The following is a 24,411-nucleotide window of genomic DNA, read 5'->3' as shown; positions in this document are numbered from 1 at the left end:
TGGTTCGGTTTCTTCTCAGTTTCTTTCTTTGGGCGGCAGCGCAGGGGTCCATTCGTCGCCGAGATGAAGGCCGAGCTGGCGCGCAACGAGAGCGACATCGCCGGCATCCGCCGCGAGATCGGACGCCTGCCGGCCAAGCAGCCGAACCAGCAGTAGCCGCTGTCATGGTGTTCGGAAAGAAGGCGGCCGGCGCCAATTCGCGCTTCCAGTCCTTCGACCTGCTCTCCACGCTGATCGCTGTGGTCGACGGCAAGGGCTCGGTCCTGTTCGCCAATGCAGGACTCGAGGACGCACTCGGCACATCGCGCCGCACGCTCGAAGGCTCCCAGTTCGGCGCTTGCTTCCATGAGCCGCAGGTGTTGCGCACCGCCATCGACGGCGTGAGCAGCAACGACTTCGCCGCGCTTCGCTACGAAGCCTTCCTGCGCCGCGTGAACCACGAGCTGATGCCGGTGCAGGTCTCGCTCGCGCAGGGCGAGAAGAAGGGCGAGCTCATCATCGAGATGTCGCCGCTGGAGCAGCAGGTGCGGCAGGACCGCGAGGAGCGGCTCATCGACCAGGCGCAGGCGAACAAGGAGCTCATCCGCAACCTCGCGCACGAGATCAAGAACCCGCTGGGCGGCATTCGCGGCGCGGCGCAGCTGCTGCAGATGGAAGTCGAGTCGCGCGACCTCATCGAATACACCCAGGTCATCATCCACGAGGCCGACCGGCTGCAGACGCTGGTCGACCGGCTGCTGGCGCCGCACCGCCGCCCGCACGTGGTGGGCGACGTCAACATCCATGAAGTCTGCGAGCGCGTGCGCTCGGTCATCCTTGCCGAGTTTCCGCGCGACCTGCACATCGAGCGTGACTTCGACGTTTCCATTCCCGAGTTCCGCGGCGACCGCGAGCAGCTCATCCAGGCCACGCTGAACATCGCGCACAACGCGGCGCAGGCGCTGGCGGAGCGCCGCGCGGCCGGTGACGCGCAGATCACTTTCAAGACGCGGGTGGCCCGCCAGGTGATCTTCAACAAGCAGTGGTATCGACTGGCACTGGAATTGCATGTAATCGACAATGGACCGGGTGTGCCGGACACGATCAAGGACCGCATCTTCTATCCGCTCGTATCGGGCAGGGAAGGCGGGACCGGGCTGGGATTGACGCTCGCACAGACTTTTGTGCAACAGCATCACGGCGTGATCGAGTGCGACAGCGTCCCGGGCCGAACCGATTTCAAGATATTGATACCGCTGCCCTAGCGCAGCCACCGGCAACAGAGGAGATGCATGAAGCCGATCTGGATAGTTGATGACGACCAATCGATTCGCTTCGTGCTCGAGAAGGCCCTGCTGCGCGAAGACCTGCCCACGCGCAGCTTCACCAACACGCGCGAAGTTCTGGCGGCACTCGAGCAGGCCGCCGACGACGACCAGCTGGCGCCCCAGGTCCTGGTGAGCGACATCCGCATGCCTGGCGGCTCCGGGCTCGACCTGCTCGACAAGATCAAGGCCATGCATCCGGGCCTGCCCGTCATCATCATGACGGCGTTCTCCGATCTCGACAGCGCCGTCTCGGCCTTCCAGGGCGGCGCCTTCGAATACCTGCCCAAGCCCTTCGACCTGCCGCGCGCGGTCGAGCTCATTCGCCGCGCGGTCGACGAAAGCCAGCGCGAGGAAGTGGCCGAAGAACGCATGGTCGCCGCGCCCGAGATGCTCGGCCAGGCGCCCGCCATGCAGGACGTGTTCCGCGCCATAGGCCGGCTTTCGCAGAGCAACGTCACGGTGCTCATCACCGGCGAGTCGGGCTCGGGCAAGGAGCTGGTGGCGCGCGCGCTGCACAAGCACTCGCCACGCGCCAACGGCCCCTTCGTGGCCATCAATACCGCCGCTATCCCCAAGGACCTGCTGGAGAGCGAACTCTTCGGCCACGAGCGCGGCGCCTTCACCGGCGCGCAGACCATGCGCCGCGGCCGCTTCGAGCAGGCCGAGGGCGGCACGCTCTTCCTCGACGAAATCGGCGACATGCCCTTCGACCTGCAGACGCGGCTGCTGCGCGTGCTGAGCGACGGCCATTTCTACCGTGTGGGCGGCCACAACTCGGTGAAGGCCAACGTGCGCGTCATCGCGGCGACCCACCAGGACCTGGAGCAGCGCGTCAAGCTCGGCGGCTTCCGCGAAGACTTGTTCCACCGCCTCAACGTGATCCGCCTGCGCCTGCCGGCGCTGCGCGAACGCGGCGAGGACGTGCCCGCGCTCACGCGCCACTTCCTGCAGGTGAGCGCGCGCCAGCTCGGCGTGGAGCCCAAGCGGATTTCCGATGCGGCGCTCGCCAAGCTGGCGGCATTCAACTTCCCGGGCAACGTGCGCCAGCTGGAGAACATCTGCCACTGGCTCACGGTGATGGCGCCGGCCCAGCTGATCGAGGCAAAGGATCTCCCACCGGAAGTGATGGCTGGCGGCACTGGCGTCGAAGCACACGCGGTGGCCGAAGCCCCGGTCGCCGTGGCGGCGCAACCGGTGCCGTCGCTGCCGTTGGCAGGCGGCGAGGCGTTGCCCTCGATGCACGCCGTTGCGGAGCCCGCCGACGCCCATGCGCCCGCGGCCAGCACGAGCGGCAATTGGGAAAGCGGCCTCGAAGTCGAAGCCCATGCCCTGCTGGCGGCTGGCCGAACGGACGTGTGGGACGTCCTTTCGCGCCGCTTCGAGTCCAGGCTGATCCTCACCGCGCTGGCCAACACGCGCGGCCGCCGCATCGAGGCCGCTCAGAAGCTCGGCATCGGGCGCAACACCATCACCCGGAAGATCCAGGAACTCGGCATCGAATGAAAAAGGCCCTCGCAGGGCCTTTTTCATTTCACCATGACTCCAGCACCGAACTTTGCTGGACTACGCCGAAGCCCGATACAGCAGGTTTATCAATAACTTAGGCGAGTCCAACATATGCCGGTGCTTTCCGAAACCTGACCCGGCTTCCCCTCTGATGGCCCCTACATGGCTCTTGGGAATCGGGTCTTTCCGAGGAGTCATCGTGGCAAAACTCAAGCTCACCAAGTCCGCAGTCGATGCGGCACAACCCCAGGCGCAGGCCGTCGAACTCCGGGACACGCTGGTGCCCGGCTTCCTGTGCAAGGTTACACCAGCGGGCCGCAAGGTGTTCATGCTCCAGTACCGCACGAACGCTGGCGAGCGGCGCAAGCCCGCCCTGGGCCTGTACGGGGAACTGACCGTCGAGCAGGCCCGCTCGCTGGCCCAGGAATGGCTGGCCGAGGTGCGCCGGGGCGGCGACCCCAGCGCGGCCAAGGCCGCCGCCCGTTCAGCCCCCACGGTCAAGGAGCTGTGTACCAAGTTCATGGAGGATTACTCCAAGCAGCGCAACAAGCCCAGCACCCAGCGCGGGTATCAGGCCGTCATCGACCGCTGCATCGTTCCGATGCTGGGCCGTTTGAAGGTCCAGGACGTGAAGCGCCCGGACGTGGCCACGGCGATGAAGAAGATGGCGCACAAGCCGGCCGAGGCCAACCGTGCTTTCAGCGTGATGCGCAAGATGTTCAACCTGGCCGAGGTGTGGGGCCACCGGCCTGACGGCACCAACCCCTGCCGCCACGTCCCGATGTACCCCAACGGCAAGGCCACCCACCTCATCAGCGACGAGGACATGGGCAAGCTGTTTCGGCGACTGGAGCACATCGAAGCCGAGGGTCTGGAGAACTACGTCATCCCGCTGGCGATCCGCCTTCAATTCGAGTTCGCCGGCCGCCGCTCCGAAATCGTGACGCTCCGATGGGATTGGGTGGACCTGGACAACCGCCGCGTGGTCTGGCCGGACAGCAAGACGGGCGGCATGTCCAAGCCCATGAGCGAGGAAGCCTATCGACTGCTCTCGACGGCGCCACGGCAGGAAGGCACTCCCTATGTGCTGCCGTCTCCAAGCCATCCCGGCAAGCACCTGACCACGGGCGAGTATTACGGCGGCTGGAGCCGCGCCCTCAAGGCGGCGGGCGCCACGCACGTCGGCACGCATGGCATCCGCCACCGCTCCGCGACCGACATTGCCAACTCGGGCATCCCGGTCAAGGTCGGCATGGCGCTGACGGCGCACAAGACCGTGGCGATGTTCATGCGCTACGTCCACACCGAGGACGATCCGGTGCGCAAGGCGGCCGAGCTGGTGGCGAACCGGCGCAAGACGATCACCGAGGCGCAGCGGCCTGCGGAGGTGGCTGCATGACCAAGAAGGCGCCTGCGATGGCGGGAGTCGCACCCGCCGCCGTGCCTGCCGGCTACGCCAGCATCCACGGCGGCATCGTGGATCTGCTCGATGCCGCGCGCCAGACGGCAGCGCGCAGCGTCAATGCGCTGATGACGGCCAGCTACTGGGAGATTGGCCGCCGCATCGTGGAGGCCGAGCAACAGGGCAAGCGGCGCGCGGGTTATGGCGAGCAGTTGATCGAGCGGCTGGCAAGCGACCTCACCCAGCAGTTCGGCCGTGGCTTCAGCCGTCAGAACCTGCAGCAGATGCGGTCGTTTTTTCTGACCCGGCCAATTCGCCAGACAGTGTCTGGCGAATCTTCCCCGGAGCCAGTGCGGCCTTGGCGGCTGGACGAGCTGGCGCAGGTCTTCACGCTGCCGTGGTCGGCCTATGTGCGGCTGTTGTCGGTCAAGGACGAGCATGCGCGCCAGTTCTATGAAGCCGAGGCCTTGCGCGGCGGCTGGAGCGTGCGCCAGTTGGATCGGCAGATCGGCAGCCAGTTCTACGAGCGCACGGCGCTGTCGAAAAACAAGGCGGCGATGCTGGCCAAGGGCGCGGTGGCCAAGCCCGAAGATGCCGTCGCGCCCGGCGATGCCATCAAAGACCCCTATGTGCTGGAGTTCCTCGACCTCAAGGACGAGTATTCGGAGTCCGATCTGGAGGCCGCCTTGATCCGGCGGCTGGAAGACTTCCTGCTCGAATTGGGTGAAGGGTTCACCTTCATTGGACGGCAGCGGCGCTTGCGCATCGACCAGACCTGGTATCGGGTGGACTTGCTGCTGTTCCATCGCAAGTTACGCTGCCTGGTCATCATCGACCTGAAGCTGGGGAGTCTGACGCATGCGGACGTAGGCCAGATGCACATGTACTGCAACTATGCCAAGGAACACTGGGCCTATCCCGAGGAGAACCCGCCGGTGGGGCTGATTCTTTGTGCCGACAAGGGGCTCGCCCTGGCGCGGTATGCGCTGGAGGGCTTACCCACCAAGGTCATGGCGGCGAACTACCGGATGGTTCTGCCGGATACCGATGTGCTGCAAAAGGAACTGGAAAGCACGCGGCTCTTGCTAGAGTCTCGCGGAACGATTCGTCCCAAGACGTGGAAGCGGTAGACACACCTGCGGAGCTATACGCCTGTTTGGAGATTGGGCAGAACCTCAGTCTGTAGTCGGTTTTACGGCTTTCTTCCGTGAGGAGGAAGAAGGCAACGACGGCAAACATTCAAACAAACGTTCCGCATAGACGAATCCCATCCGCCTTACTGCGTCCTGATCGAAATACAGTAGCCATGCGGCAAGTAGCGCCAGCGAAATGAGCAATGTCAAGCCTGCGGCAAGCCCTGGATCGGCAAGGTGCACCAAGTCAAATTGGAGAGGTGCTACCTGCAAAATCTTTGCAATCAACAATCCGTAGACGACGCCCATGAGGCACGACAGGATACCGACAGGCTTCATCGCCAGCATGTTGCGATGAAATCCATAGGCGATGTTCTCTTTCAGCAAGAGCTGCTTGTTGGAACGCGTGAGTTCGCGAAGCCGCTTAGTGGCACCGATGTAGATGTCGTCTGCCTTGTCTGGGTTTGCTGATTCTTCTTCTGCCGTTGGCATGGCGATACCCAACTTGGCAGTGATCGCCGTGTGATAACGCTGCTTGCTGACACCATCAAGGAACTTGTCGCGGTGGCGTAGTGCGATGGTCGTGGGCATGCCACCCCATTTTGAGACCAGCATCTCTTCAAGTTTTTTACCACGTCCGCGCGCTACGCTCGCGAGTGCATAGATAGCGCCGCAGCCGCCCAGCAGGCCGATCACACCTGTAAGCACAGGGTGCCGAGCCCCGTAGACGCACAACAGCGGCACCAGCACGGGTAAGGCCACAAGAAGGCCAGGGATAACACGTGCCTTGCGCTCGTAGGGGTCTTTGACCAGTTCAAAAATTGTTGTCATGTGAAGTCAGGCCTGTGCCGCCAAGGCGTCGATATAGGGTTGGATTTCATCGCGGTTTTTCAGCGTGATCTGCTGTGCGAGGGGGTCTGGTGCTTCCTTGGTATGCAAACCCAAACGTCTCAGCGTGTAGTACAGAAACGCTTGGCGGCATGGAAGTTTGACCTCTCCATCTTCCATGCCGTAGTCCAACTCTAAGACTCGTTTCTTGGCTGCAGGCAAATCGGGATGCGGTGCAAGTACCAGCGTCAATACAGTTTGCCAATGCGAATCTTGGTTGGAGTCCACTTGGGTCGCCTCGAAGCCATCGATGCGCAGGATTCGAGCAAGGACGAAATCGCTGAAGCGCTGGCGCTTGTGGCAAAACGCGCGCATGTGCCAGCGAAAACCGTCATTGCCAAGGGCGTGGGGAGACAGCAAGCGAACCGATTCATCCAACGACGTCATGGACTGGTAGCTCACCAGAATGGATTCCTGCTGGCGGATTGCGCGCACCACTGCTTCGACGGTCTGCTCATTGATCGTGCGCCAAGGGGACGGGGCCCAATCTGTCTCCGGCGCGGAGCCGATGAAGCTGGCCGTCGGCTCGACAATTCCCATCTTTGTCGCTAGCAGTTCTGCTAGATAGCGTTGCGCCGAGCTTCGTTGGTAAAGCGGGTGAAAACTCTGCGCTGCCGTGTAGGTCTTGGAGCTGCGGTCGTAAGTCAGGTTGCTCGGCGCCAACTCCATGTACTTGGAAATGTCCAGCGATGCCTGCGGGACCGAAATACCAAAGTGCTCGGTGAGATCCATCCGGTTGATGCGCCGCTCCCAGCGCAGACGGAAATCGATGAATTGAAGTCTGCTCTCCAGCCCCCAACTTAGCCCCTTAGGCTCAGCAGGTTCGGCGGCAGGAAAGGAAGGTTTTTGCATCAGTCACGCCTAAAAAGTAGACGGATATAAAAAATCGTCGTACATTAACTATACGCGATCATCCTTCGGTCGTCTACCCGGAGACCCCAGTGCCTACAACCATCACGTTTTTTCCCGTCGACAACGGGGACATGACCCTCATCAAGTTCGGCGATCTCGACGCGACGACTCTGCTGATCGACGTAAACATCAGGCAAGACGCCGACGACCCTGACGGGGAGGCGCGCGATGTCGCCAAGGATTTGCGCGAACGACTGAAGAAGGATGAGAACGGCAGGCCGTATGTCGATGCGTTCCTGCTGAGCCACCCGGATCAAGACCATTGCCGAGGGTTGAAGCGACACTTCTACCTAGGGCCACTCGACAAGTACCCGGACGACAAGAAGGACGACAAGGACAAGAAAATCGTGATCCGCGAGATGTGGTCGTCCCCGATCGTGTTTCGACGCGCCAGCAAGACGCACACCTTGAGCGACGACGCCAAGGCATTCAACACGGAGGCGCGTCGGCGCGTGCAACTGAACCGTGACAAGAATTTCGCCGTCGGGAACGGTGACCGCATTCAGATCATGGGCGAGGACATCGACGGAAAAACCGATGATCTCACTTCGATTGTGCGGAAGGTGGACACGCGCTTTTCAACGATCAATGGCAAGAGTTCCGCATTCTTTTCTGCGTTTCTTTTGGCTCCACTGGACGCCCAGGATGACGAGGAAGAGGAAGAGTGCCTGGTCAAGAACCAGTCCAGCGTTATTCTGAACATCACGTTGGCGGCTGACGCGCAGACGCCGGATGGTGCGAAATTCCTTACTGGTGGCGATGCTGAGGTGTTCATCTGGAACCGCCAGTGGCAACGCCACAAGGCTGAAGCAGATGTGCTTGAGTACGACATCATGCAGGCGCCTCATCATTGTTCCTGGCATTCGCTGTCCTATGACAGCTGGTCCGACTACCGTGAAAAAGCCAAGCTCGATGCTGATGCTCGCAAGGCGCTTTCGCAGACCCGTGACGGCGCCGTCATCGTCGCCAGCTGCAAGCCGATTGCAGATGATGACAGCGATCCGCCCTGCATCCGTGCGAAGCGTGAGTACGTGACGATCGTGGACGAAGCAAAAGGCGAGTTCTACTGCACAGGCGAGTACCCCAGCGAAAAGTCCGTGGAACCGCTCGTTTTCACCGTAACCGCTCAGGGTGTGCAACCTCCCGCGAAGAAGGAGTCCGGATCGAAGGCCGCTGCCGTGGTGACCTCTGCGCGCACCCCCATGCCGCACGGAGCATCATGACGGGCACCATCGCAGACGCACTGCATCAACTTCAGCGGCATCGAGGCCTTATCCGCGTTGGCGAGCCAAGGACAACTGGTGCATCGACGGAGATTGAAGTCGATGTTGCGGTCCAACTGCCGAACAGGTCTCGGCGCAATGGTATCTCTGAGACCGGAGTGCGCACCGTCGAGACGTGCGTGCTGGTATTCGGTAGTGACTGGCCCCTGTCTGCACCCGAGCCCTTCTTACGTGCGGACTTCCCGCTCAACTTGCCGCACATCAACCCCCATCGCCAAGGCGAGTTAGTCTCGCCGTGCCTATTCGAAGGGTCGTTGAACGAGCTGCTGCATCGGTTTGGCCTGGACGCCGTTGTCGATCAGTTGATCGACTGGCTGCACAAGGCCGCGGCCGGAACACTCCTGGACCTGGAGCAGGGGTGGGAACCAACGCGCCGAGACAGCTGTCCTTCGACCGTTGTATTCAGTGCCGAGAAGGTCGCGGCCGCCGCTCCCGCTGACGGCACGATTCTGGTGGTTCCCGCAGGCTACGTGACGATCGATGGCGGTCTGTACGCCATCATCAACGCCGAACTGACCGCACAAGTCGATCCTGTGTTTTATCAGGATGTTCACAACGACAAGCTGGGCAAATGGGGGAACGGCCATGCCGCGGCCTTCATCGCGCGCGCTCCGATGACCGACGGCCTCCCGCATGTGATCGGACGCTATCAACCAGAGACAGTTGTCGATCTCGCGACGCTGCTCGATCGAGCAGCGGAGCTTGGTATTGATCGCGACGCTTTGGCCCAGGAAGTGGACGGTTATTTCGGACGCTCAATCCTGGATATGCGACAGGACTCGCATGGCTGGGTGCATGGTTTGTACGCGATTGTGATTCTGGCTGTGCAAAGGCCAGCGTCGCTTGTGGGCTCGCCAGGGAGGAGTGTCGAGGTATTGCCCTATGTGGTGCGCTATGAACTCAACGCTCAATCGCTCCTGGAGCGTAACGCCACGGTTCACCCGGCCTTTCACGCGCATGCGTTGTCTCCTGAACTGCTGGCAAGGACGTCCGGCATTCCATACGCAGCCACATCACAGCCGCTGGTCGTGCTCGGCTGCGGAAGCGTGGGATCGAAAGTCGCGATGCAACTGGGGCGAGCGGGCTTTGGTTCGATGACTTTCGTCGACAACGAACCCATGTCGCCTCACAACGCCGCGCGGCATGCACTCATTGAGCGGGCATCAGTTCTGGTTCCGCCTCGGAAGTCGGCGCTGATGAAGACAGCCTTTGAATCGCTGTCGCATCTTCAATCGCGAGCGTTCGACACCGACGCAGTGACTCTTTTGGTCGATCCGGAACAGTTTGCGGCAACCGTTCCGCAGGATGCGGCCCTCATCGTGGATGCGACGGCGTCACTTCAGGTGCTGGCTGCAGAAACACAATCGGCAGCGTTGGATCAATCCCCAGCCCGATTGGCACGGATCGCGATGTATGGTCAGGGGCGCTGTGTGGCGGTATTGCTCGAAGGAGCTGGCCGTGCCGGCCGAGTTGACGACCTCACGGCGTTCTTGTTCGAGTGCTGCCGGTTTGCACCGGAACTGCGTGCGTCGATTGCCGGCGAGACGTCTGAGCCGACTCGGATTTTCGTGGGTGACAACTGTCGTTCGCTGACGATGCCTATGTCTGACGCCGTTGTTTCGCGGTCGACGTCACTGGCCGGCCTGCAACTGGAACGATGGCTCGTTGATGGGCTTCCGAAGGAAGCGACGCTTTGCGCCGGAATCTCAGATGCCGAAGGCCTTGGAATGGCATGGACCCGCGCCAGCCTTGGCCCGACCACTGCGCTTGAAGTCGCAGACGATGGTGGCTGGAACATTCGGGTCCTGTCCCCAGTTGCGCAAGCAATCCATGCTGATGCGCTGCGCTGGGGTGCTCTGGAAACAGGCGGCGCCTTGATCGGCCGCATCTCGTTTGAAAATCGAACCATCACCATTGCAGGCCTTGTTGAGGCACCGCCTGACAGTGTTCGAGAGGCCGCCCGCTTCGTCCTCGGAACCAACGGGCTTGTTCAAAATTTGCGCGCCGCAAACGCGGCCTCTTTGGGGTATCTCGCCTTTATAGGAACGTGGCACAGCCACCCGAAAGGCGGCGCACATTCGGGTATCGACCGAAATACATTGCGCGGCATCGCCGAGGATGCTGGCGGCCTTCCGGCCGTGTCGTTGGTATGGACTCCGACAGGACTCACGTGTGCGGTGGATCGCTGGTAGGTGCAAAGCCACCGGCACTTTGTTGGCATAAAACAAGAGGGATGTATGGCTGACTACTTCGAGATCGACTTTCTTGGCGTCGAAACAGCGAAAAGCGGGGACGCGATCACGCTGCGCTACTCGGTGAATGGCACCGAGGGCGTGCACGTTGTTGACGGTGGGTATCTGGATACGGGTGATCAGATAGTCGAGCATCTGAAGACGTACTATGGAACAACAGTCATCGACCATGTGATCCTCACGCACCCAGATCGCGATCACGCCAACGGACTACGAAAAGTCCTGGAGCAATGCACGGTCAGGAATCTTTGGATCAACCGGCCGTGGATATACGCGGACCAGTTGATCGATCGCTTTGAGACCTATGAATCGGTTGAAGCCCTGCGACGGAAGTTGCGCTCAATCTACGATGCCACGGCAATTCTTGAGGATATTGCGGTGGAGAAGGGAATTCCAATCCATGCCCCCCTTCAGGGGCAGAGCATCGGTCCGTTCGCGGTCATGGCACCTACCCTGGGGCGCTACTTGGACCTGATCGTGGACTCCGCGAAGACACCGGAAGCTGTCGAAGAAAGTGCTTTTGATAGCGCGCTGAGCAGCATATTCCGGGCAGTGAAGGCCGCGACCGCCTACATCAAGTCCCTGTGGGGCGAGGAATATTTCCCGCCTGAGCCGACCAGTCGTGAGAATGAAATGAGTGTGGTGCAGTCGGCTGTCTTGAACGGTCATCGCGTCATGCTTACTGGCGATGCCGGGCGTGAAGCACTGCAGGAGGTGATCGACTACGCACCTTTCGTGGGACTCGCGCTGCCAGGTATTCGGTATTTCCAAGTGCCCCATCACGGCGGGCGACACAACGTTTCGACCGAAGTCTTGGATCAACTGCTCGGCCCACGGTTGAACAGTATGCCGGACAAGCACCATTGGAATGCCATATGCAGTTCTGCCAAGGCGGATGAGGATCATCCGCGGAAGTCGGTGATTCGCGCCGTATTGCACCGGGGTGGGCACTGGGCGGCAACTGAAAGCCAGAACATACGCATCGGGGCAGGCATCACCCGCGATGGCTGGGTGCCGATTCCCCAGGCGGCGTATCCGGAAGATCAAGAAAATTGACAGCGCCTGAAGGCCAGCACCACTTTTCAACTGCCTGCTGGCAACTTGGCCTGCATCCCGACGTTCCTTCGTCGGGCTCATGGGCTGCGCCCCGAGCTTCGTGCCGAATCGCAGTCATCCGGCTTCAAGCCCGGACGCTCTGATCTGGACTGACGCTTCGGACCTGCGCGCTACGCTTGTCAATACCGGGGTGGCTGCGTGGTGAGGTGTGGCGGCTTGCTGTTCCCTTCATCGTGCCACGGCGTGCTCGCCGTCAATGACTGCGCACCTTCGGCGCTTGCGGCCTGGCGGCCGTCTTCGATCTTTGACTGCTTGCGCTGCGCCGTGCCCTGCAAGGGCTGGGCAATTCCGCCCGGTAACCTTACAGGAGTTCACCATGAACCACGCATTCATCACGGACGAGCAGCGCATCGTGCTGCTGGCCAACGGCCGCGAATCCTTGGAGAACCCGGACTTCGATCCGGCCCCAGTGGTCAAGCTGTTCACGCCGGATGCCGGCGCGACCTGGCTGCTGACCGAGATTGATCCCGATGACCACGATCACGCCTTCGGTCTTTGCGACCTGGGCCTAGGGATGCCGGAAATCGGCTGGGTCAGTCTTTCCGAACTGGCGACCGTGCGCGGGCGGCTGGGCTTGCCGGTAGAGCGGGATCTGCACTTTCGTGCCGAGAAGCGGCTGAGCGCCTATGCGCGCGATGCGCGGCTGGCGGGGCGTGTCGTTGTCTGACCTGGTTCTGGGGCGCCGCAAGGCGCTCCTGAGCGTTCTCAATCATTTCAGGAGGTCAAGGCCATGAGCAGCCACCACGACTACATCCTCGAAATCACGGCAGAGCATGATGCGTTCAAGCCGTTCCCACCGGAGAACGGCCAGCCCTTGCGCTTTGCGCTCGGCGACGCGGTGATCTATACCAACGAGTTTGGCGCACAGTTCCGGTGCCGCGTCACCGGGTTTTATCGTCCCAGCGGACTTTCGGGCCTGTACGCGCGCGGTGCGCGCTACCTGCTGGACTCGTCATCGCCGTGGATGCCGGTGTCGGAAGCCAGCCTGCGCCCCGACGACCCGGCCTGATGCCTTCGCGCCCCTGGCGGGGCGCTGCGCGCTGCGCTTGCCTCCAGGGGAAAGCCCTGCGGGCTATCCCCGCCGCGCAGGCTTGGCGCCCCTCTCGCGCAGCGAACCGGCTGGTGCCGGATCGCTCCCTTCATGCCGGACATTACGATGGCACTTCGGGCGTGGGTGTGTCGGGTTCGTAGTCGCCCAGCCACTCGAAGAGACGTTCGATATCGCAGTCCAGCTGGTTCAGCGTGGCCTGGGCCATTGCGTACCAGGTGGTGCCGTCGTCCGTTTCTTCGGAGGCGGACAGCAGGACGTTGAGCTGTGCGCGCCGTCCCAGCAGGCGCTGCATCTCGTTGCCTACCGTCTTGCGGTCGGTGGTCCAGATGAGGGTCGGCAGAAAGATGCCAGGCCCTTCTGCTCCAGGCGCAGGCGTTCCGGGTTGCATGGGATCGCTCATGGTGGTTCTCCAGAAGGTGGAGATTCCACGGTAGGCATTGGCCCGTGACCGGGCCACTCGAAATTCGCGCTATTTCGGGGGGATTTCGGGATCAGCGCCGATCGGCCGTGGCGCAGTCATGCGGGCGGGCTGCCTTTGAGCCGGTGCTTACCAGGGCTTCCAGCGCCGCTGGGGTGTTTGCGGCACGGCGCCGAGCAATTGGATCGGCGGCAGTGCATGGGGCGCATTGTTCCTGGGGAAGCGCCGGCGCACTTCGCATTCCAGTTCGTGCGCGAGGCCGCGTGCGTCCTTCTCGCCGCGCAGTGCCCGTTGCCGCCAGTCTCGGGCCTGGGCCATCAGTTCATCGTCTTGTAGGGCTCGTATGTCCATGCCATTGCCATTTTGCCGATGGCTGGGTGGGTAGCTGTCCACGGGGATTTCATTGAAGTCATGTGGGCGTCCCCGGCCACCTGGGAGATGGCCGGTCGCGCTCTCGTGCTAGCGCATCGAGCCGCCTGCGGCGTCTCGCCCCCTTCGGGCTTCGATCGTTCCCTCACTCCGTTCGGCTGACGCCTCCGGCCCGGCTTCCAGCTTCGAGCCTGCGCGCTTCGCTTGCCGTGCGGTCGGCTTGTGGGATGGCCGTTGCCATGTCCAGTCCTCTTCCCTGACTTCATCACCTTGTCCGCGACTGTAGCCCGCGGCCGTGTGCCGTCAAGGCGCGCAGGGCCGTGTCCTCGGCTGCGCCTGCGGGCCGCCCCCACCCTGCGCTTGTTTCCTTGACGGCCCCCGTCCGCGCGCTCCCTTTCGTCGCGGGCGATGAACTCAGGAAAGACGGTGGCAACAGGGCCAACCGGGTTCCTCGCGCCGACCGCACCGAACAGCCGAAAGGCTGGGCTCCGAATCTTGGAATCCGGTGTGCGGTTTTCTTCAACAGCCTTTTTGTTCAGGAGAACGACATGCTTGCAACCCGTTTCGCCTCCCACTCCCCGACGCTGCGCAGCGACTACCCGCTGTCGGATGACCAGATTCGCAGGGTGGCCCCGTCCATCTTCGCGGATGCCCCGCATGAGAGCCGTTCCGAGCGGTACGCCTACATCCCCACGGCTGCGGTTCTGACCGAACTGCGCAAGGAGGGGTTTCAGCCCTTCATGGTGACGCAGACCCGCGTGCGCGATGAAGGCAAGCGCGAGCACACCAAACACATGCTGCGTCTGCGCCACGCCAGCCAGATCAACGGCGCGGAAGCTAACGAGATTGTGCTGCTGAACTCGCACGATGGCACGAGCAGCTATCAGATGCTGGCGGGCCAGTTCAGGTTCGTTTGCAGCAATGGCCTTGTTTGTGGTGACACGGTGGCCGATGTGCGCGTGCCCCACAAAGGCGACGTGGCCGGACTGGTGATCGAAGGCGCGTATCAGGTACTGAGCGGCTTTGACCGCGTGCGCGATTCCCGCGATGCCATGCGCGCAATCACCTTGGACGATGGTGAATCCGAAGTGTTCGCCCGCGCCGCGCTGGCACTCAAGTACGACGACCCGAACAAGCCCGCGCCCGTCACGGAATCGCAAATCCTGATGCCGCGCCGGTTTGAAGACCGCCGCCCCGACCTGTGGAGTGTGTTCAACCGCACGCAGGAGAACTTGACCAAGGGCGGATTGCATGGCCGCAGCAGCAATGGACGCCGCCAGAGCACCCGGCCCGTGCAGGGCATTGATTCCGACATTCGACTGAACCGCGCCCTGTGGCTGCTGGCCGATGGCATGCGCGCCCTCAAAGCTTAGCCGTTCCCCCGCCGGAGGGGCGGTTTCCCCTCCATTCCCTTGCTTCACTCGATTGGAGATTCACCATGAACGCCGTTACCTACATCGAAACCCAAGCCCTCGACACCCGCGCCAATGTGCTGCAAGCCGCCGACCCGAGCAAGCACATGATTCTGGTTCCGCTCTCGCGGTTGGTGCTGCGTCCCACGGGCCGCAACGTGCGCAAGGCTGTCCCGCGCATGTCCATCCCTGAACTGGCCGCGTCCATTCAGCGCGTGGGCCTGCTGCAAAACCTGATCGTGATTCCCGCCGCCGATGGCCTGCATTACGAGGTGGTGGCCGGTGGGCGCAGGCTGGCCGCATTGAAGTTGCTGGCGAAAAAGCACCGCATCGCCAAGGATTGGGACGTGCCTTGCCTGCAGGTGGCCGATGGCACCGCACGCACGGCGAGCCTCACCGAGAACGTGCAGCGCGAAGCCATGCACCCGGCCGACCAGTTTGAAGCCTTCGCGGCGCTGGTGGCCGAAGGCCGACCGATTGAGGACATTGCAGCGGATTTCTCCGTCACGCCGCTGGTGGTGCAGCGCCGTTTGAAGCTGGCGAACGTCTCGCCGCGCCTGATGGCGGACTACCGGGCCGACGCCGTGAGCCTTGACCAACTGATGGCCCTTTCCATCACCGACGACCACGCCGCGCAGGAAAGCGCGTTTTACGATGCGCCGCAATGGCAACGTCAGCCGTCCGCGCTGCGCGAACGCCTCACCGAGCGCGAGATTGACGCTTACCACCATCCTCTGGTGCGCTTCGTCGGACTGGACAGCTACGAAGCCGCAGGCGGCGGCATCCGCCGCGACCTGTTCGCGGAAGGTGATACGGGCGTGTACCTGACCGACGCCGCGCTGCTGGAACGGCTGGCACAAGACAAGCTGGCGGGCATCGCCGCCGAAGTGAAGGCCGAGGGCTGGGCTTGGGCCGATGCCACGCCGGGCGTGACCCACGCTGACCTGCACGCCTTCCAGCGTGCTCCGAGAGAGCGGCGCGAACCCAACAAGCGCGAAGCGCAGCGCATCGAGAAGCTGCAAGCCAAGATGCAGGAGGTCGCCGAAGCGGTGGATGCCGCGGTGGACGCCGAGGACGAGGACAAGGCCGACGCGCTGCAAGAGGAAGGCGAGCGGCTGGGCGAGCAGTTGCAGGCGCTGGAGGATGGCTTGCAGGGATATGCCGCGAACGTGAAGGCCGCAGCCGGGGCCATCGTCACCATTGACCGCAACGGCGAGGCCGTGATTCATCGCGGGCTGCTGCGCGAGGCCGAGGCCAAGGCGCTGCGCACGCTCGAAAAGCTGCGCCTAGGGTTCAGTGGCGCGGATGCTGCCAGCGATGACGAAGGCGAGGAAGACGAAGCGCCCAAGGCCGCAGCGATTTCCGACCGGCTGGCCCAGCGCCTGAGCGCCCATCGCACCGCTGCGCTGCAAATCGAAGTGGCCCAGCATCCGCAAGTCGCACTGGCCGCGCTGATGCATGGCATGGTGCAGACCGTCTTGCGAGGCCGCTACTACGGCCACGATCTACCGCTGGGCGTGCGCCTCACGGTGCAGGACCGGCTGGAAGGCATGGCCCCGGACTGGCCGGAATCGCCTGCCGCCGTGGCACTGCGCGAATTGCAAGAGGCATGGAGCGGCAAGCTACCCGAGGACAGTGCCGAACTGTTCGCCGCGCTGCTGGCGATGGAGCAAGGCGAGTTGGTCAAGTTGCTGGCGGTGTGCGTGGCCTCGACGGTTGATGTGGTGACACCGCGCGCCACGGCGCAGCAACCCGGTGCGGAACTGGCGCAGGCCGTGGGCCTCGATATGGCCGCATGGTGGAAGCCGACCGCCGAAGGGTATTTCAAGCACGTTCCGAAGGTGGTGGTTCTGCAAGCCGTGGGCGAATTTGCGCCCGAGAGCGTCAATCGGCTGGCGAAGCTCAAGAAGGCCGACATTGCCAGCGAGGCCGAGCGGCTGGTGAACGGCAAGGGTTGGATGCCTGCCATCTTCAAGACGGAAGACGGGCCCGAGAAAGGCCCGCAGGACGGTGCGGAGGAAGTCGCCACCGAGGCGGATGAACCCACTGAAGTGTTGGCCGCTTGACCCGCGCTGAAGGCGCGCGCCCCGGCCTCGACCGGGGCGCTTCGCTGTCAGGAGCACCCCCCATGACCCGCACCACCACCAGCCGCCCGCGCATGGCGGCGATCTACTCCCCCGGCACGGTACGCGCTCGCCGCTGGCACGGCGATGGCGACGTGCGCGGCTACCGCCCGCCCTCGGGCTGGACGGCCCGCGCAGACCTCACCGATATTCACCCCATCACGGGCCGCGCTTTGGTGCGCGCCATGTGGTGGATCATCGAGACGAAGGAATAACCGTCGTCAACACCGCGCCCAGGCCGTTCCGCCCTGGGCGCGGTGAACTTCAAAAAATCCGGGCGCGGCGGTGGCCGCGCCCGGTGTTGAAGGCCAATAGCCCAATCAGAACGCCGCAGCCTTCGCAATGGCTCAGTGCGGCATTGAGATTTCGGCTGGCCCCCTCATATTGCTTGCTTCATGTTTGTAAAACAGTGTCTTCAGGAGGGAATCTAGATGAAGCTTGCTGATATTTTGAAGGACCTTGACGCAGAGAAAGATCCGGACGAAATTTTGATTGAAGTCACGTCGGAAATTTTGAAGCGCTGCGGCCTGCAAATCACATTGGAAAGCCGATGGGAACATTCTGGGCATAAAGACTGGATGTACCGTGTTGACCCGGAAAATCCAAGCATTCCCTTGAAACGTCACATCCACATTGCAAGGAGCAAGCACACCAGCTCAAAAGGTATGCAGGCCTCATGGAATGACGATGGTTCTCGTCACGACAGGGGGTCTTTCAACACCTCTGTCGGTGACACGGCGCGCGTTAGGGAGATTGCGAGAAGCGTTCTGAGTCTCCCGCCAAATGTCACGCTCGAAAGCGCTGACCATCCCGGAGTTGCTGGATCTTGGGTTGACGAAGTGCGGTTTTCCACGGATGGGAAGGTTGCCTACGTTTCCATTCGCGCGCTTTAAGAATGACAGCGTGAGGTGAGCGTGTCGGCGAGTTGCGCCGCCGGGCTTTCGGGCTGCGCCCCGTGCCGACTCCGGCGTCACGGCCATCCGGCTTCAATCCCTCACGCCTTCGCGCCTGCGGCGCTGCGCGCTGCGCTTGCCTCCAGGGGATGGGCGCAAGGCCCATCCCCGCCGCGCAGGCTTGGCGCCCCTCGATACCACCGAACCGGCTGTGCCGGATCGGGCCGGCCAGTGCCTCGCCGCAATGGACGGGTTGGCGAACACGCTGGAGCTTGCTGCGGCAGGTTGTGCGAATCGGTGCCGTCCTCAACGCTGGAGGTTCTCACCCATCACGTCACGAAGGACGGTTCACGGACAGCCCGCCCGGCCTCGCTATGGAGCTTCCACGCCACGCCTCAAGACCGGCGCCGCTCGGTGCGGCCGGGGCGTTTTCGCTTGTCGTCGGGTGGTTGACCTGGCCCGCGTCAGTGGGCGAGCCGGTGCAGCCTTTGTGCGGGGATGCCGAGCCGGCCCTGCCTCCGTTCGGTGCGGTTCGGCCCAAGGCGTCCTTGTGTTGTTGTGAATCCTGGCGGTGGCGCGGCTGCGCCTCGGGCTTCATGGCTGCAACCGTCCAGCGAAAACAATTTCCCCTCTGCTGCGCAGATTCCTCGCGGGCCAAATTGTTTTCTCCTCCCGGTGCTCCACTGCGTTGCGCCCGCAAGCGGTGCAGCCCGCCCGTCCCCCGCCGGCCGGATCACAACAAGGACGCGATGGGCGCGAACCTTGTTCCACCAAAAGGAGATCCATCATGGCCAACATCGGCACCTTCACCGCAGACAAAGACGGCTTCACCGGCACGCTTCGCACCCTGACGCTCAACGTCAAGGTCAAGCTGGTGCCCAACGACAAGGGCGACAACGAGAAGGCCCCGGACTTCCGCCTGCAGGCGGCCAGTCACGACATCGGCGCGGCGTGGAAGAAGACCAGCGAAGCTGGGCGGGAGTACATCTCTGTGACCCTGGATGATCCTTCGTTTCCGGCAACGGTCTATGCCCGGCTAATCGAAGGCGAGAACGGCACGCACGACTTGATCTGGTCGCGCAGCAAGCCCCAGGCGGCCTGACGGCCGCCAGCGCCCCGTCCACCGCGGCGGGGCGCAGTGCTGCCTTCGCGGCACTTCAAGGAGGCGACACCATCGCCTGGGTTGCGCCGTGTCGAGTTGCTTCCTGGGCGTTGCAGCCTTCGGTTGCAAGAATGGCCGGGCGTGTCGGTGCCTTGCACCGCCGGGCTTTGCGGGCTGCGCCCCGTGCCGACTTCGCCGTCACGGCCATCCGGCTTCAATCCCTCACGCCTTCGCGCCTACGGCGCTGCGCGCTTCGCTTGCTTCCCGGGGAAAGCCCTGCGGCCTATCCCCGCCGCGCGATGCTTGGCGCCCCTGCAGTCCCCGAACCGGCGGCGCCGGATCGGCCACGCCAGCGACGTCGCACGCTATGGCGTGTCACTCTTCTTCGTCACAGTCTCCAACTGCTGGCGCACCTGCGCCAGCAGTTGATCGACCTGCTGCAGGTCGTCGCCGGCATAGGCCAGCGTCAGCAGCGTGAGCGGGTGGATCTCCATGACCTCGCACAGCTCGGCGAGCTTGTTCAGGGTCGGACTTTTGAGGTCGCGCTCCAGCGTACTCATGTAGGTGCGGCTGGACACGTCGGAGAACGCCTCCTGGCTCAATCCACGCGCTTTCCTGATGGTCTTTAGTGCCTCCGACAATGTATGTTTCGCTGCCAACCTTGGATCTCCCCAAAATCCAAGATGACAGTCGATTGCGCCCTATAGGACTACAACCTATAGTGTTCATTCATGTAAACCTACCGCTTTTGTGCTTTTACGGAAATCCGTATCTGCGGTTTTGGACGGAAGCGCAAAGCCGCTTGCGTGCCTTTCCTCAAACCCGCCGATACGGTTCTGCGCTTTCACTCTTCGGCGGTTTTGTACGAATGAGGGGGTATCTATGAACCGGCTCATCACCGAGGACGAGCGCAAGCAACTGCTGGAACACGGCCGGGTCCGGGCCGCTGGCTTGGCCAATGACCCGTTGCCCGTGGTGCGGTTGTTCACGCCAGATGCGCACGCCACCTGGCTGCTGACTTCGCTCGATCCCGTCGATGGCGACACGGCCTACGGCCTGATCGACCTGGGAATCAGCATGCCCGAGTTGGGGACGGTGAAACTTTCCGACCTGGCTTCCATCGTCGGGCCACGCCAGCAACCCGTCATGCGGGATCGGTATTTCCGGGCGGTGCGCCCGTTGTCGGAGTACCTGCGGCTGGCTAAGGAGAACGGTTCCGTCCTCGATTGAGCCGTTCGCGCCACGGTCTAGCCGGGCGCATTGAGACTATTTCGGTCTTGCTTCAGACCTGTCAGGTCTTAGTTCGCACTGTTGCACCAAACCGGTGCCATCCTGACGCAAACAGTCATGATGCCGGCCGTGCCATCGGGCACGGTGGGTATCGCAGGAGGCCGCATTTCCTCGCGCGCCACCGTCGCATTCAGACGATCCACGCAATCCATCGGATGCTTTTCGTCTTGACACGCAAGTTACTAATCTACCAGCTTATTCACGATTGGATGCTAGTTCGATGCGGTGACGTTTGCGTGTGAAACCGGTGACGGCCGTCCTGCTCTACGGGAGTTTGCGTCATGGCCGAACCGCACCACCTCGCGCACTGGTATCCGACTGCCGCCTACCTCTACGTGCTGTGCCTGGATACGCTGGCACTGGCCTGGGAGTATCTGCGCCGCCATCCCGATTACCGGCTTGACTGGCTCCACCGTGCGCGCCGCCTCGATGCTGCGCATCGCTGGGGCTTGCGTCTGCTGGAAGACCCGGCCCTGGATGCGCGTGACGCGCATCCGGCCTGGCTGCCTGGCCATGAAGCCGTGGTGCAGCTCCACCCGGATGCCGATCCGCCGCCTGACGCTGCGGCCTTCGCCTTCTGGTGCATCCCCGGTCACAAGCAGCTGCTGCATGACGGCAAGGGCCTGGCGCTGATCGCGCGCAGTTCAGGCCATTGCCTGCGCTATGCGCTGGCGCCTGGCCTGGAGGACGGCATGGCCGTGGCTTACGCCCACCGCGGTCACGGCACCACGCATGTGCCCGACACGCCTGCGCCAATGGCGCGGCCCAGGCCACCGCCTGCGGCGCTGCTGGAGCTGCACACCCTGCAGGCGCTCGATGCGACCCTGGCGGGTGCGTCCTTACGCGACGTAGCTGAAGGCTTGTTCGGCGCGGATGCCGCAGCTGGTTGGTACAGCGACGGCGGCCTGCGCTCCAAGGTGCGCCGCCTGGTGCGGCGCGGCGATGCGCTGATGCGCGGCGGCTATCGCCGCCTAGCACAACTGCCGCCGCTTGAGAAGGGTCGTTTTGAAGAGAGCGCAAAACGACCCTGAGCACGAGGGCTTCGTTTTCTGAGACTGCCTCCATCCGGTTGCGCTGTGTGGCCGGAGCCCTGCAACCGATGGAGGTTCTCACCATGCGTCCTGCTCCCTTGCGGCCTGCCGCTACTGTCTCGACCGCTGCCGCGCAACCGCAGCGTTATCTCACCAACGACGAGGCTGCCGATTACCTGCGGCTGTCGCCGCGCACGCTGGAAAAGCAGCGCGTGCTGGGTGGCGGCCCCAAGTTTCGCAAGTTCGGCCGCCGCGTCATGTACGCCGTGGCCGACCTCGATGCCTGGGCTGCGGATCGCAGCTTCGAGAGCACGTCCGATCCCGAATACGCCGAGCAGCACTCGGCGGACAGCCGTGCGCGCTGATCGCTGGAGTGCGGGTGGCCTTCGCCATGTCCAGCCCATCCGGGGCAGTCAGGCAGGAGCGCGAACAGCTCGATCTGTTCCGCGCCTTGCCGGGCAACATGGCGCCGCGCGACAGCCAGGACCTGATGGCCTTTCCGTTCTTCTCGCTGGCAAAGTCGCGGCGCACGGCGCCCATCGACTTCCAGGCCAGCGGCGTGACGATCCGCGTGGAGGGCACGCAGGAGCACGGCATCGCCACGATTTGGGACGCGGACGTGCTGATCTGGGCGGCTTCGCAGATCGTGGAAGCCCGCGACGCGGGCTTGCGCCCGTCGCGGCTGATGCAGGCCACGCCCTACGAGATCCTGCGCTTCATCGGGCGCGGTACGTCGCTGCGAGACTACCAGCGCCTCAAGGCGGCGCTGGATCGCCTGCAATCCACGACGGTGGCCACGTCGATCCGCGAGACGACTGGGCGGCGCCTGCATCGCTTCTCGTGGATCAACGAGTGGAAGGAGCTGGCCGATGCCAAGGGCACGCCCTTGGGGCTGGAGCTGATCCTGCCGGACTGGTTCTATGCGGGCGTGCTCGATGCCGCGCTGGTGCTGACCATCGATCCGGCGTATTTCCAGCTGACGGGCGGGATCGAGCGGTGGCTGTACCGTCTGGTGCGCAAGCACGGCGGGCGACAGCCGGGCGGCTGGCAATTCGACTTCCGGCACCTGCACCGCAAGTCGGGCAGCACGGCCAAGCCCTACGACTTCGCCTGCGACCTGCGCGCCCTGGTGGCGCGGCAGTCGCTACCGGGCTACGTCCTGGGCATCGAGCGGCTGGATGGCGCCGAGCTGCTGACGTTCCGGCCAGGGCGTCCCGTGCCGTCCGCGGCACGGGGATAAACGGTGCGCGCCCTGTGGACGGACTCGTGCTATCAGGCGTGCCCGGTGTCGTGCTATCAGGCGTGGGACTATCGTGCTATCAGGCGTGTCCATCGGCCGCAAAGCCAATGCTGGCGCGGGTTTCGGCCTCCCTTAACTTCCCTAACTTAAAACATCTAACTGATAGTAGAAGCGCCGCGCCACGGTGGACAACCACCACGCTGCCCGAAATCCAGCTGCAACAGCCAGGCTTTCCAACGCGGAGGGCCAGGCCATGATCGTCGCGCTGCTGAACCAAAAAGGCGGCGTGGGCAAGACCACGCTCGCCACCCACATCGCCGGCGAGCTGGCGATGCGCGGGCAGTCGGTCATCCTGCTGGATGCCGATCCACAGGGCTCCGCGCTGGACTGGACACAGCGCCGCAGCCAGCAAGGTTTGCCAAGGCTGTTCAGCGCCGTGGGCCTCGCACGCGAAACGCTGCATCAGGAAGCACCAGAACTCGCCAGGCGGGCCGATCATGTCGTCATCGACGGCCCGCCGCGCATCGCCGCCTTGGCGCGCTCCGCGCTGCTGGCGGCCGAGCGCGTGCTGATCCCGGTTCAGCCCAGCCCCTACGACCTGTGGGCTTCTGCCGAGATGGTGGCGCTGATCCGCGAGGCGCAGGTGTTCCGGCCAGCGCTGCGCGCGGCCTTCGTCATCAATCGGCGCGTCAGCACCACCGTAATCGGACGCGAGGCACGTGGCGCGCTGGCCGAGCAGCCGCTGCCTGCGCTGCGCGCGGAAATGCATCAGCGCATCGTGTTCGCCGACAGCGTGGCCGCTGGCCGGCTTGCACGCGAGACGGCGCCGGACAGCGCCGCCGCGCGCGAAATCGCTGCGCTGGTCGATGAACTGCTGCGGTGGCCGTCATGAGCAGTCCCGCCAGCAAGCGCACGGCAAAGCGCGTCGGTATCGGCGCGCGTCCGCCCGCGAATCCGCACGCTGAGGCGTGGATTCGCCAGGGCAGCGCCGATGACCTCCAGAAAGGCGACCTCTACACAGCTCGCCTGACCCTCGACATCACGCCCGCCATGCGGGCGCGCATCAAGGTATCGGCCTTCACGCTAGGCGTGACGGTGGCCGATCTGCTGCGCGCGCTGCTGGAGCGCGAATTCCCGGAGAAGTCCTCATGAACACGTCCGCCTCAACGACTTCGACTGCATCGGCACCGCCGTCCATCCCGCCTGTCGGCGTGGCCGACGGCGTGCCGCTGACGCGCGTTGCGCTCGCATACATCGACCAACGCTTCGACCTCTACCTGCGCTTCGGTGATCCTGCTCACATCATCCGGTTGGATCGCTGGCGCCGCTGCGCGGTGTTCACTCCGAATGCGGTTCTCTGCCGCATCCGTTGGCAGGCCAACGACTACGGCACGATCCGCTGGCAGCTCATGGTGATGCAGGCGTGCATGTCGATGGATGGCGCGCAGCGCATCCCCGGCGTGCAGCCAGGCGCGCGCCTGTTGCTGCACGCCGAGGGTGAGCAGTCGGTGCGTGCGGTGCTGGCACGCATCGACGCCATCGAGGCGCTGGGCATCGTGCCTGCTGGCGCTTCGCCCGCGTACTGGCGCACGCTGGGCAACCGGCTCGCGGCGCGCCTGCAGTTGCCCGAATACAGCGCCGAGCGGCACGCCGCCTGGCTGGCCGGGAGAGCGCTGTCATGAC

General features: G+C 63.5%; 26 protein-coding genes. 21 read left to right on the top strand and 5 right to left on the bottom strand.

Annotation, left to right across the window (positions count from 1 at the left end):
• Window positions 1-164 precede the first annotated feature (164 nt).
• From glnL to QMO14_RS28060, 4 genes are all read left to right on the top strand, one after another.
• Window positions 165-1,244, top strand: coding sequence for a nitrogen regulation protein NR(II) (glnL, locus tag QMO14_RS28075; RefSeq protein WP_301511214.1), 1,080 nt, complete (start codon window positions 165-167; stop codon window positions 1,242-1,244).
• A 27-nt stretch (window positions 1,245-1,271) separates the two neighbouring features.
• Window positions 1,272-2,810 (top strand): nitrogen regulation protein NR(I), encoded by a 1,539-nt coding sequence (ntrC, locus tag QMO14_RS28070; protein ID WP_301511213.1) that lies wholly within the window; start codon window positions 1,272-1,274, stop codon window positions 2,808-2,810.
• A gap of 202 nt (window positions 2,811-3,012) precedes the next feature.
• Complete coding sequence (locus tag QMO14_RS28065) at window positions 3,013-4,212, top strand: site-specific integrase (protein ID WP_003056225.1); 1,200 nt, start codon at window positions 3,013-3,015, stop codon at window positions 4,210-4,212.
• Complete coding sequence (locus QMO14_RS28060; RefSeq protein ID WP_012436199.1) at window positions 4,209-5,345, top strand: YhcG family protein; 1,137 nt, start codon at window positions 4,209-4,211, stop codon at window positions 5,343-5,345. The genes QMO14_RS28065 and QMO14_RS28060 overlap by 4 nt, the downstream gene beginning before the upstream one ends.
• Before the next feature lie 45 nt (window positions 5,346-5,390).
• Here the strand turns inward: QMO14_RS28060 and QMO14_RS28055 are convergent, their stop codons facing one another.
• Window positions 5,391-6,179, bottom strand: a complete 789-nt coding sequence (locus QMO14_RS28055) for a hypothetical protein (protein WP_003056223.1) — start codon at window positions 6,177-6,179, stop codon at window positions 5,391-5,393.
• Window positions 6,180-6,185: 6 nt separating this feature from the next.
• On the bottom strand, window positions 6,186-7,088 hold the full coding sequence (locus tag QMO14_RS28050) for a WYL domain-containing protein (protein WP_012204593.1): 903 nt from the start codon (window positions 7,086-7,088) through the stop codon (window positions 6,186-6,188).
• Between the two features lie 89 nt (window positions 7,089-7,177).
• Here QMO14_RS28050 and QMO14_RS28045 point away from each other — a divergent pair, with 89 nt between their 5' ends.
• The 5 genes from QMO14_RS28045 to QMO14_RS28025 all read left to right on the top strand — a co-directional run bounded on the left by QMO14_RS28045 (window position 7,178) and on the right by QMO14_RS28025 (window position 12,808).
• On the top strand, window positions 7,178-8,371 hold the full coding sequence (locus QMO14_RS28045; RefSeq protein WP_012436200.1) for a hypothetical protein: 1,194 nt from the start codon (window positions 7,178-7,180) through the stop codon (window positions 8,369-8,371).
• On the top strand, window positions 8,368-10,623 hold the full coding sequence (locus QMO14_RS28040) for a ThiF family adenylyltransferase (RefSeq protein ID WP_003056220.1): 2,256 nt from the start codon (window positions 8,368-8,370) through the stop codon (window positions 10,621-10,623). Before QMO14_RS28045 ends, QMO14_RS28040 begins: the two co-directional genes overlap by 4 nt.
• Before the next feature lie 45 nt (window positions 10,624-10,668).
• Complete coding sequence (locus QMO14_RS28035) at window positions 10,669-11,739, top strand: hypothetical protein (protein WP_003056219.1); 1,071 nt, start codon at window positions 10,669-10,671, stop codon at window positions 11,737-11,739.
• Window positions 11,740-12,115: 376 nt separating this feature from the next.
• Window positions 12,116-12,466, top strand: a complete 351-nt coding sequence (locus QMO14_RS28030) for a DUF2958 domain-containing protein (RefSeq protein ID WP_003056217.1) — start codon at window positions 12,116-12,118, stop codon at window positions 12,464-12,466.
• Between the two features lie 63 nt (window positions 12,467-12,529).
• The gene (locus QMO14_RS28025) at window positions 12,530-12,808 is read left to right on the top strand and encodes a hypothetical protein (RefSeq protein ID WP_003056215.1); all 279 of its coding nucleotides are present in this window, start codon (window positions 12,530-12,532) and stop codon (window positions 12,806-12,808) included.
• Between the two features lie 142 nt (window positions 12,809-12,950).
• Here the strand turns inward: QMO14_RS28025 and QMO14_RS28020 are convergent, their stop codons facing one another.
• Window positions 12,951-13,250 (bottom strand): hypothetical protein, encoded by a 300-nt coding sequence (locus QMO14_RS28020; protein WP_003056213.1) that lies wholly within the window; start codon window positions 13,248-13,250, stop codon window positions 12,951-12,953.
• A gap of 147 nt (window positions 13,251-13,397) precedes the next feature.
• Entirely contained in the window at window positions 13,398-13,661 is a 264-nt protein-coding gene (locus tag QMO14_RS28015) for a hypothetical protein (RefSeq protein WP_012204589.1), read from the bottom strand.
• Between the two features lie 524 nt (window positions 13,662-14,185).
• On the opposite strand from QMO14_RS28015, the gene QMO14_RS28010 reads away from it, so the two are divergent.
• The 5 genes from QMO14_RS28010 (at window position 14,186) to QMO14_RS27990 (ending at window position 19,167) form a co-directional block, all read left to right on the top strand.
• A complete protein-coding gene (locus QMO14_RS28010; RefSeq protein WP_012436201.1) occupies window positions 14,186-15,010 on the top strand; it encodes a DUF932 domain-containing protein in 825 nt (274 codons plus the stop codon).
• Window positions 15,011-15,075: 65 nt separating this feature from the next.
• Window positions 15,076-17,115: a ParB/RepB/Spo0J family partition protein gene (locus tag QMO14_RS28005; protein ID WP_012436202.1), complete on the top strand. Its 2,040-nt coding sequence runs from the start codon at window positions 15,076-15,078 to the stop codon at window positions 17,113-17,115.
• A 62-nt stretch (window positions 17,116-17,177) separates the two neighbouring features.
• Window positions 17,178-17,387: a hypothetical protein gene (locus tag QMO14_RS28000; RefSeq protein WP_012436203.1), complete on the top strand. Its 210-nt coding sequence runs from the start codon at window positions 17,178-17,180 to the stop codon at window positions 17,385-17,387.
• 216 nt (window positions 17,388-17,603) lie between these two features.
• A complete protein-coding gene (locus QMO14_RS27995) occupies window positions 17,604-18,065 on the top strand; it encodes a DUF6367 family protein (RefSeq protein ID WP_012436204.1) in 462 nt (153 codons plus the stop codon).
• 787 nt (window positions 18,066-18,852) lie between these two features.
• On the top strand, window positions 18,853-19,167 hold the full coding sequence (locus QMO14_RS27990; protein WP_003056203.1) for a DUF736 domain-containing protein: 315 nt from the start codon (window positions 18,853-18,855) through the stop codon (window positions 19,165-19,167).
• Window positions 19,168-19,532: 365 nt separating this feature from the next.
• Here the strand turns inward: QMO14_RS27990 and QMO14_RS27985 are convergent, their stop codons facing one another.
• Complete coding sequence (locus QMO14_RS27985; protein ID WP_012436205.1) at window positions 19,533-19,826, bottom strand: helix-turn-helix domain-containing protein; 294 nt, start codon at window positions 19,824-19,826, stop codon at window positions 19,533-19,535.
• Window positions 19,827-20,049: 223 nt separating this feature from the next.
• Between QMO14_RS27985 and QMO14_RS27980 the strand changes: the two genes are divergently transcribed.
• The 7 genes from QMO14_RS27980 (at window position 20,050) to QMO14_RS27950 (ending at window position 24,410) form a co-directional block, all read left to right on the top strand.
• Window positions 20,050-20,397, top strand: a complete 348-nt coding sequence (locus QMO14_RS27980) for a DUF2958 domain-containing protein (RefSeq protein WP_012436206.1) — start codon at window positions 20,050-20,052, stop codon at window positions 20,395-20,397.
• 341 nt (window positions 20,398-20,738) lie between these two features.
• The gene (locus QMO14_RS27975; RefSeq protein ID WP_012436207.1) at window positions 20,739-21,488 is read left to right on the top strand and encodes a DUF2285 domain-containing protein; all 750 of its coding nucleotides are present in this window, start codon (window positions 20,739-20,741) and stop codon (window positions 21,486-21,488) included.
• Window positions 21,489-21,571: 83 nt separating this feature from the next.
• Window positions 21,572-21,853, top strand: coding sequence for an AlpA family transcriptional regulator (locus QMO14_RS27970; protein ID WP_012436208.1), 282 nt, complete (start codon window positions 21,572-21,574; stop codon window positions 21,851-21,853).
• Window positions 21,854-21,879: 26 nt separating this feature from the next.
• Window positions 21,880-22,728 (top strand): replication initiator protein A, encoded by an 849-nt coding sequence (locus tag QMO14_RS27965; RefSeq protein WP_012436209.1) that lies wholly within the window; start codon window positions 21,880-21,882, stop codon window positions 22,726-22,728.
• Between the two features lie 253 nt (window positions 22,729-22,981).
• The gene (parA, locus tag QMO14_RS27960) at window positions 22,982-23,620 is read left to right on the top strand and encodes a ParA family partition ATPase (protein WP_012436210.1); all 639 of its coding nucleotides are present in this window, start codon (window positions 22,982-22,984) and stop codon (window positions 23,618-23,620) included.
• On the top strand, window positions 23,617-23,880 hold the full coding sequence (locus tag QMO14_RS27955) for a hypothetical protein (protein WP_012436211.1): 264 nt from the start codon (window positions 23,617-23,619) through the stop codon (window positions 23,878-23,880). The genes parA and QMO14_RS27955 overlap by 4 nt, the downstream gene beginning before the upstream one ends.
• A complete protein-coding gene (locus QMO14_RS27950; RefSeq protein WP_012436212.1) occupies window positions 23,877-24,410 on the top strand; it encodes a DUF2840 domain-containing protein in 534 nt (177 codons plus the stop codon). Before QMO14_RS27955 ends, QMO14_RS27950 begins: the two co-directional genes overlap by 4 nt.
• Window position 24,411: the final 1 nt, after the last annotated feature.

This window comes from Variovorax sp. CAN15, assembly GCF_030462475.1.
GTDB lineage: Bacteria > Pseudomonadota > Gammaproteobacteria > Burkholderiales > Burkholderiaceae_C > Variovorax.
This window is presented reverse-complemented; position numbering and strand designations above follow the sequence as displayed.

Bases quoted from the DNA above. Each gene is read 5' to 3' on its own strand.
- glnL (WP_301511214.1), top strand. From the start codon at position 165: ATGGTGTTCGGAAAGAAGGCGGCCGGCGCCAATTCGCGCTTCCAGTCC.
- ntrC (WP_301511213.1), top strand. From the start codon at position 1,272: ATGAAGCCGATCTGGATAGTTGATGACGACCAATCGATTCGCTTCGTG.
- QMO14_RS28060 (WP_012436199.1), top strand. From the start codon at position 4,209: ATGACCAAGAAGGCGCCTGCGATGGCGGGAGTCGCACCCGCCGCCGTG.
- QMO14_RS28055 (WP_003056223.1), bottom strand. From the start codon at position 6,179: ATGACAACAATTTTTGAACTGGTCAAAGACCCCTACGAGCGCAAGGCA.
- QMO14_RS28050 (WP_012204593.1), bottom strand. From the start codon at position 7,088: ATGCAAAAACCTTCCTTTCCTGCCGCCGAACCTGCTGAGCCTAAGGGG.
- QMO14_RS28040 (WP_003056220.1), top strand. From the start codon at position 8,368: ATGACGGGCACCATCGCAGACGCACTGCATCAACTTCAGCGGCATCGA.
- QMO14_RS28035 (WP_003056219.1), top strand. From the start codon at position 10,669: ATGGCTGACTACTTCGAGATCGACTTTCTTGGCGTCGAAACAGCGAAA.
- QMO14_RS28030 (WP_003056217.1), top strand. From the start codon at position 12,116: ATGAACCACGCATTCATCACGGACGAGCAGCGCATCGTGCTGCTGGCC.
- QMO14_RS28025 (WP_003056215.1), top strand. From the start codon at position 12,530: ATGAGCAGCCACCACGACTACATCCTCGAAATCACGGCAGAGCATGAT.
- QMO14_RS28020 (WP_003056213.1), bottom strand. From the start codon at position 13,250: ATGAGCGATCCCATGCAACCCGGAACGCCTGCGCCTGGAGCAGAAGGG.
- QMO14_RS28010 (WP_012436201.1), top strand. From the start codon at position 14,186: ATGCTTGCAACCCGTTTCGCCTCCCACTCCCCGACGCTGCGCAGCGAC.
- QMO14_RS28005 (WP_012436202.1), top strand. From the start codon at position 15,076: ATGAACGCCGTTACCTACATCGAAACCCAAGCCCTCGACACCCGCGCC.
- QMO14_RS28000 (WP_012436203.1), top strand. From the start codon at position 17,178: ATGACCCGCACCACCACCAGCCGCCCGCGCATGGCGGCGATCTACTCC.
- QMO14_RS27995 (WP_012436204.1), top strand. From the start codon at position 17,604: ATGAAGCTTGCTGATATTTTGAAGGACCTTGACGCAGAGAAAGATCCG.
- QMO14_RS27990 (WP_003056203.1), top strand. From the start codon at position 18,853: ATGGCCAACATCGGCACCTTCACCGCAGACAAAGACGGCTTCACCGGC.
- QMO14_RS27980 (WP_012436206.1), top strand. From the start codon at position 20,050: ATGAACCGGCTCATCACCGAGGACGAGCGCAAGCAACTGCTGGAACAC.
- QMO14_RS27975 (WP_012436207.1), top strand. From the start codon at position 20,739: ATGGCCGAACCGCACCACCTCGCGCACTGGTATCCGACTGCCGCCTAC.
- QMO14_RS27970 (WP_012436208.1), top strand. From the start codon at position 21,572: ATGCGTCCTGCTCCCTTGCGGCCTGCCGCTACTGTCTCGACCGCTGCC.
- QMO14_RS27965 (WP_012436209.1), top strand. From the start codon at position 21,880: ATGTCCAGCCCATCCGGGGCAGTCAGGCAGGAGCGCGAACAGCTCGAT.
- parA (WP_012436210.1), top strand. From the start codon at position 22,982: ATGATCGTCGCGCTGCTGAACCAAAAAGGCGGCGTGGGCAAGACCACG.
- QMO14_RS27955 (WP_012436211.1), top strand. From the start codon at position 23,617: ATGAGCAGTCCCGCCAGCAAGCGCACGGCAAAGCGCGTCGGTATCGGC.
- QMO14_RS27950 (WP_012436212.1), top strand. From the start codon at position 23,877: ATGAACACGTCCGCCTCAACGACTTCGACTGCATCGGCACCGCCGTCC.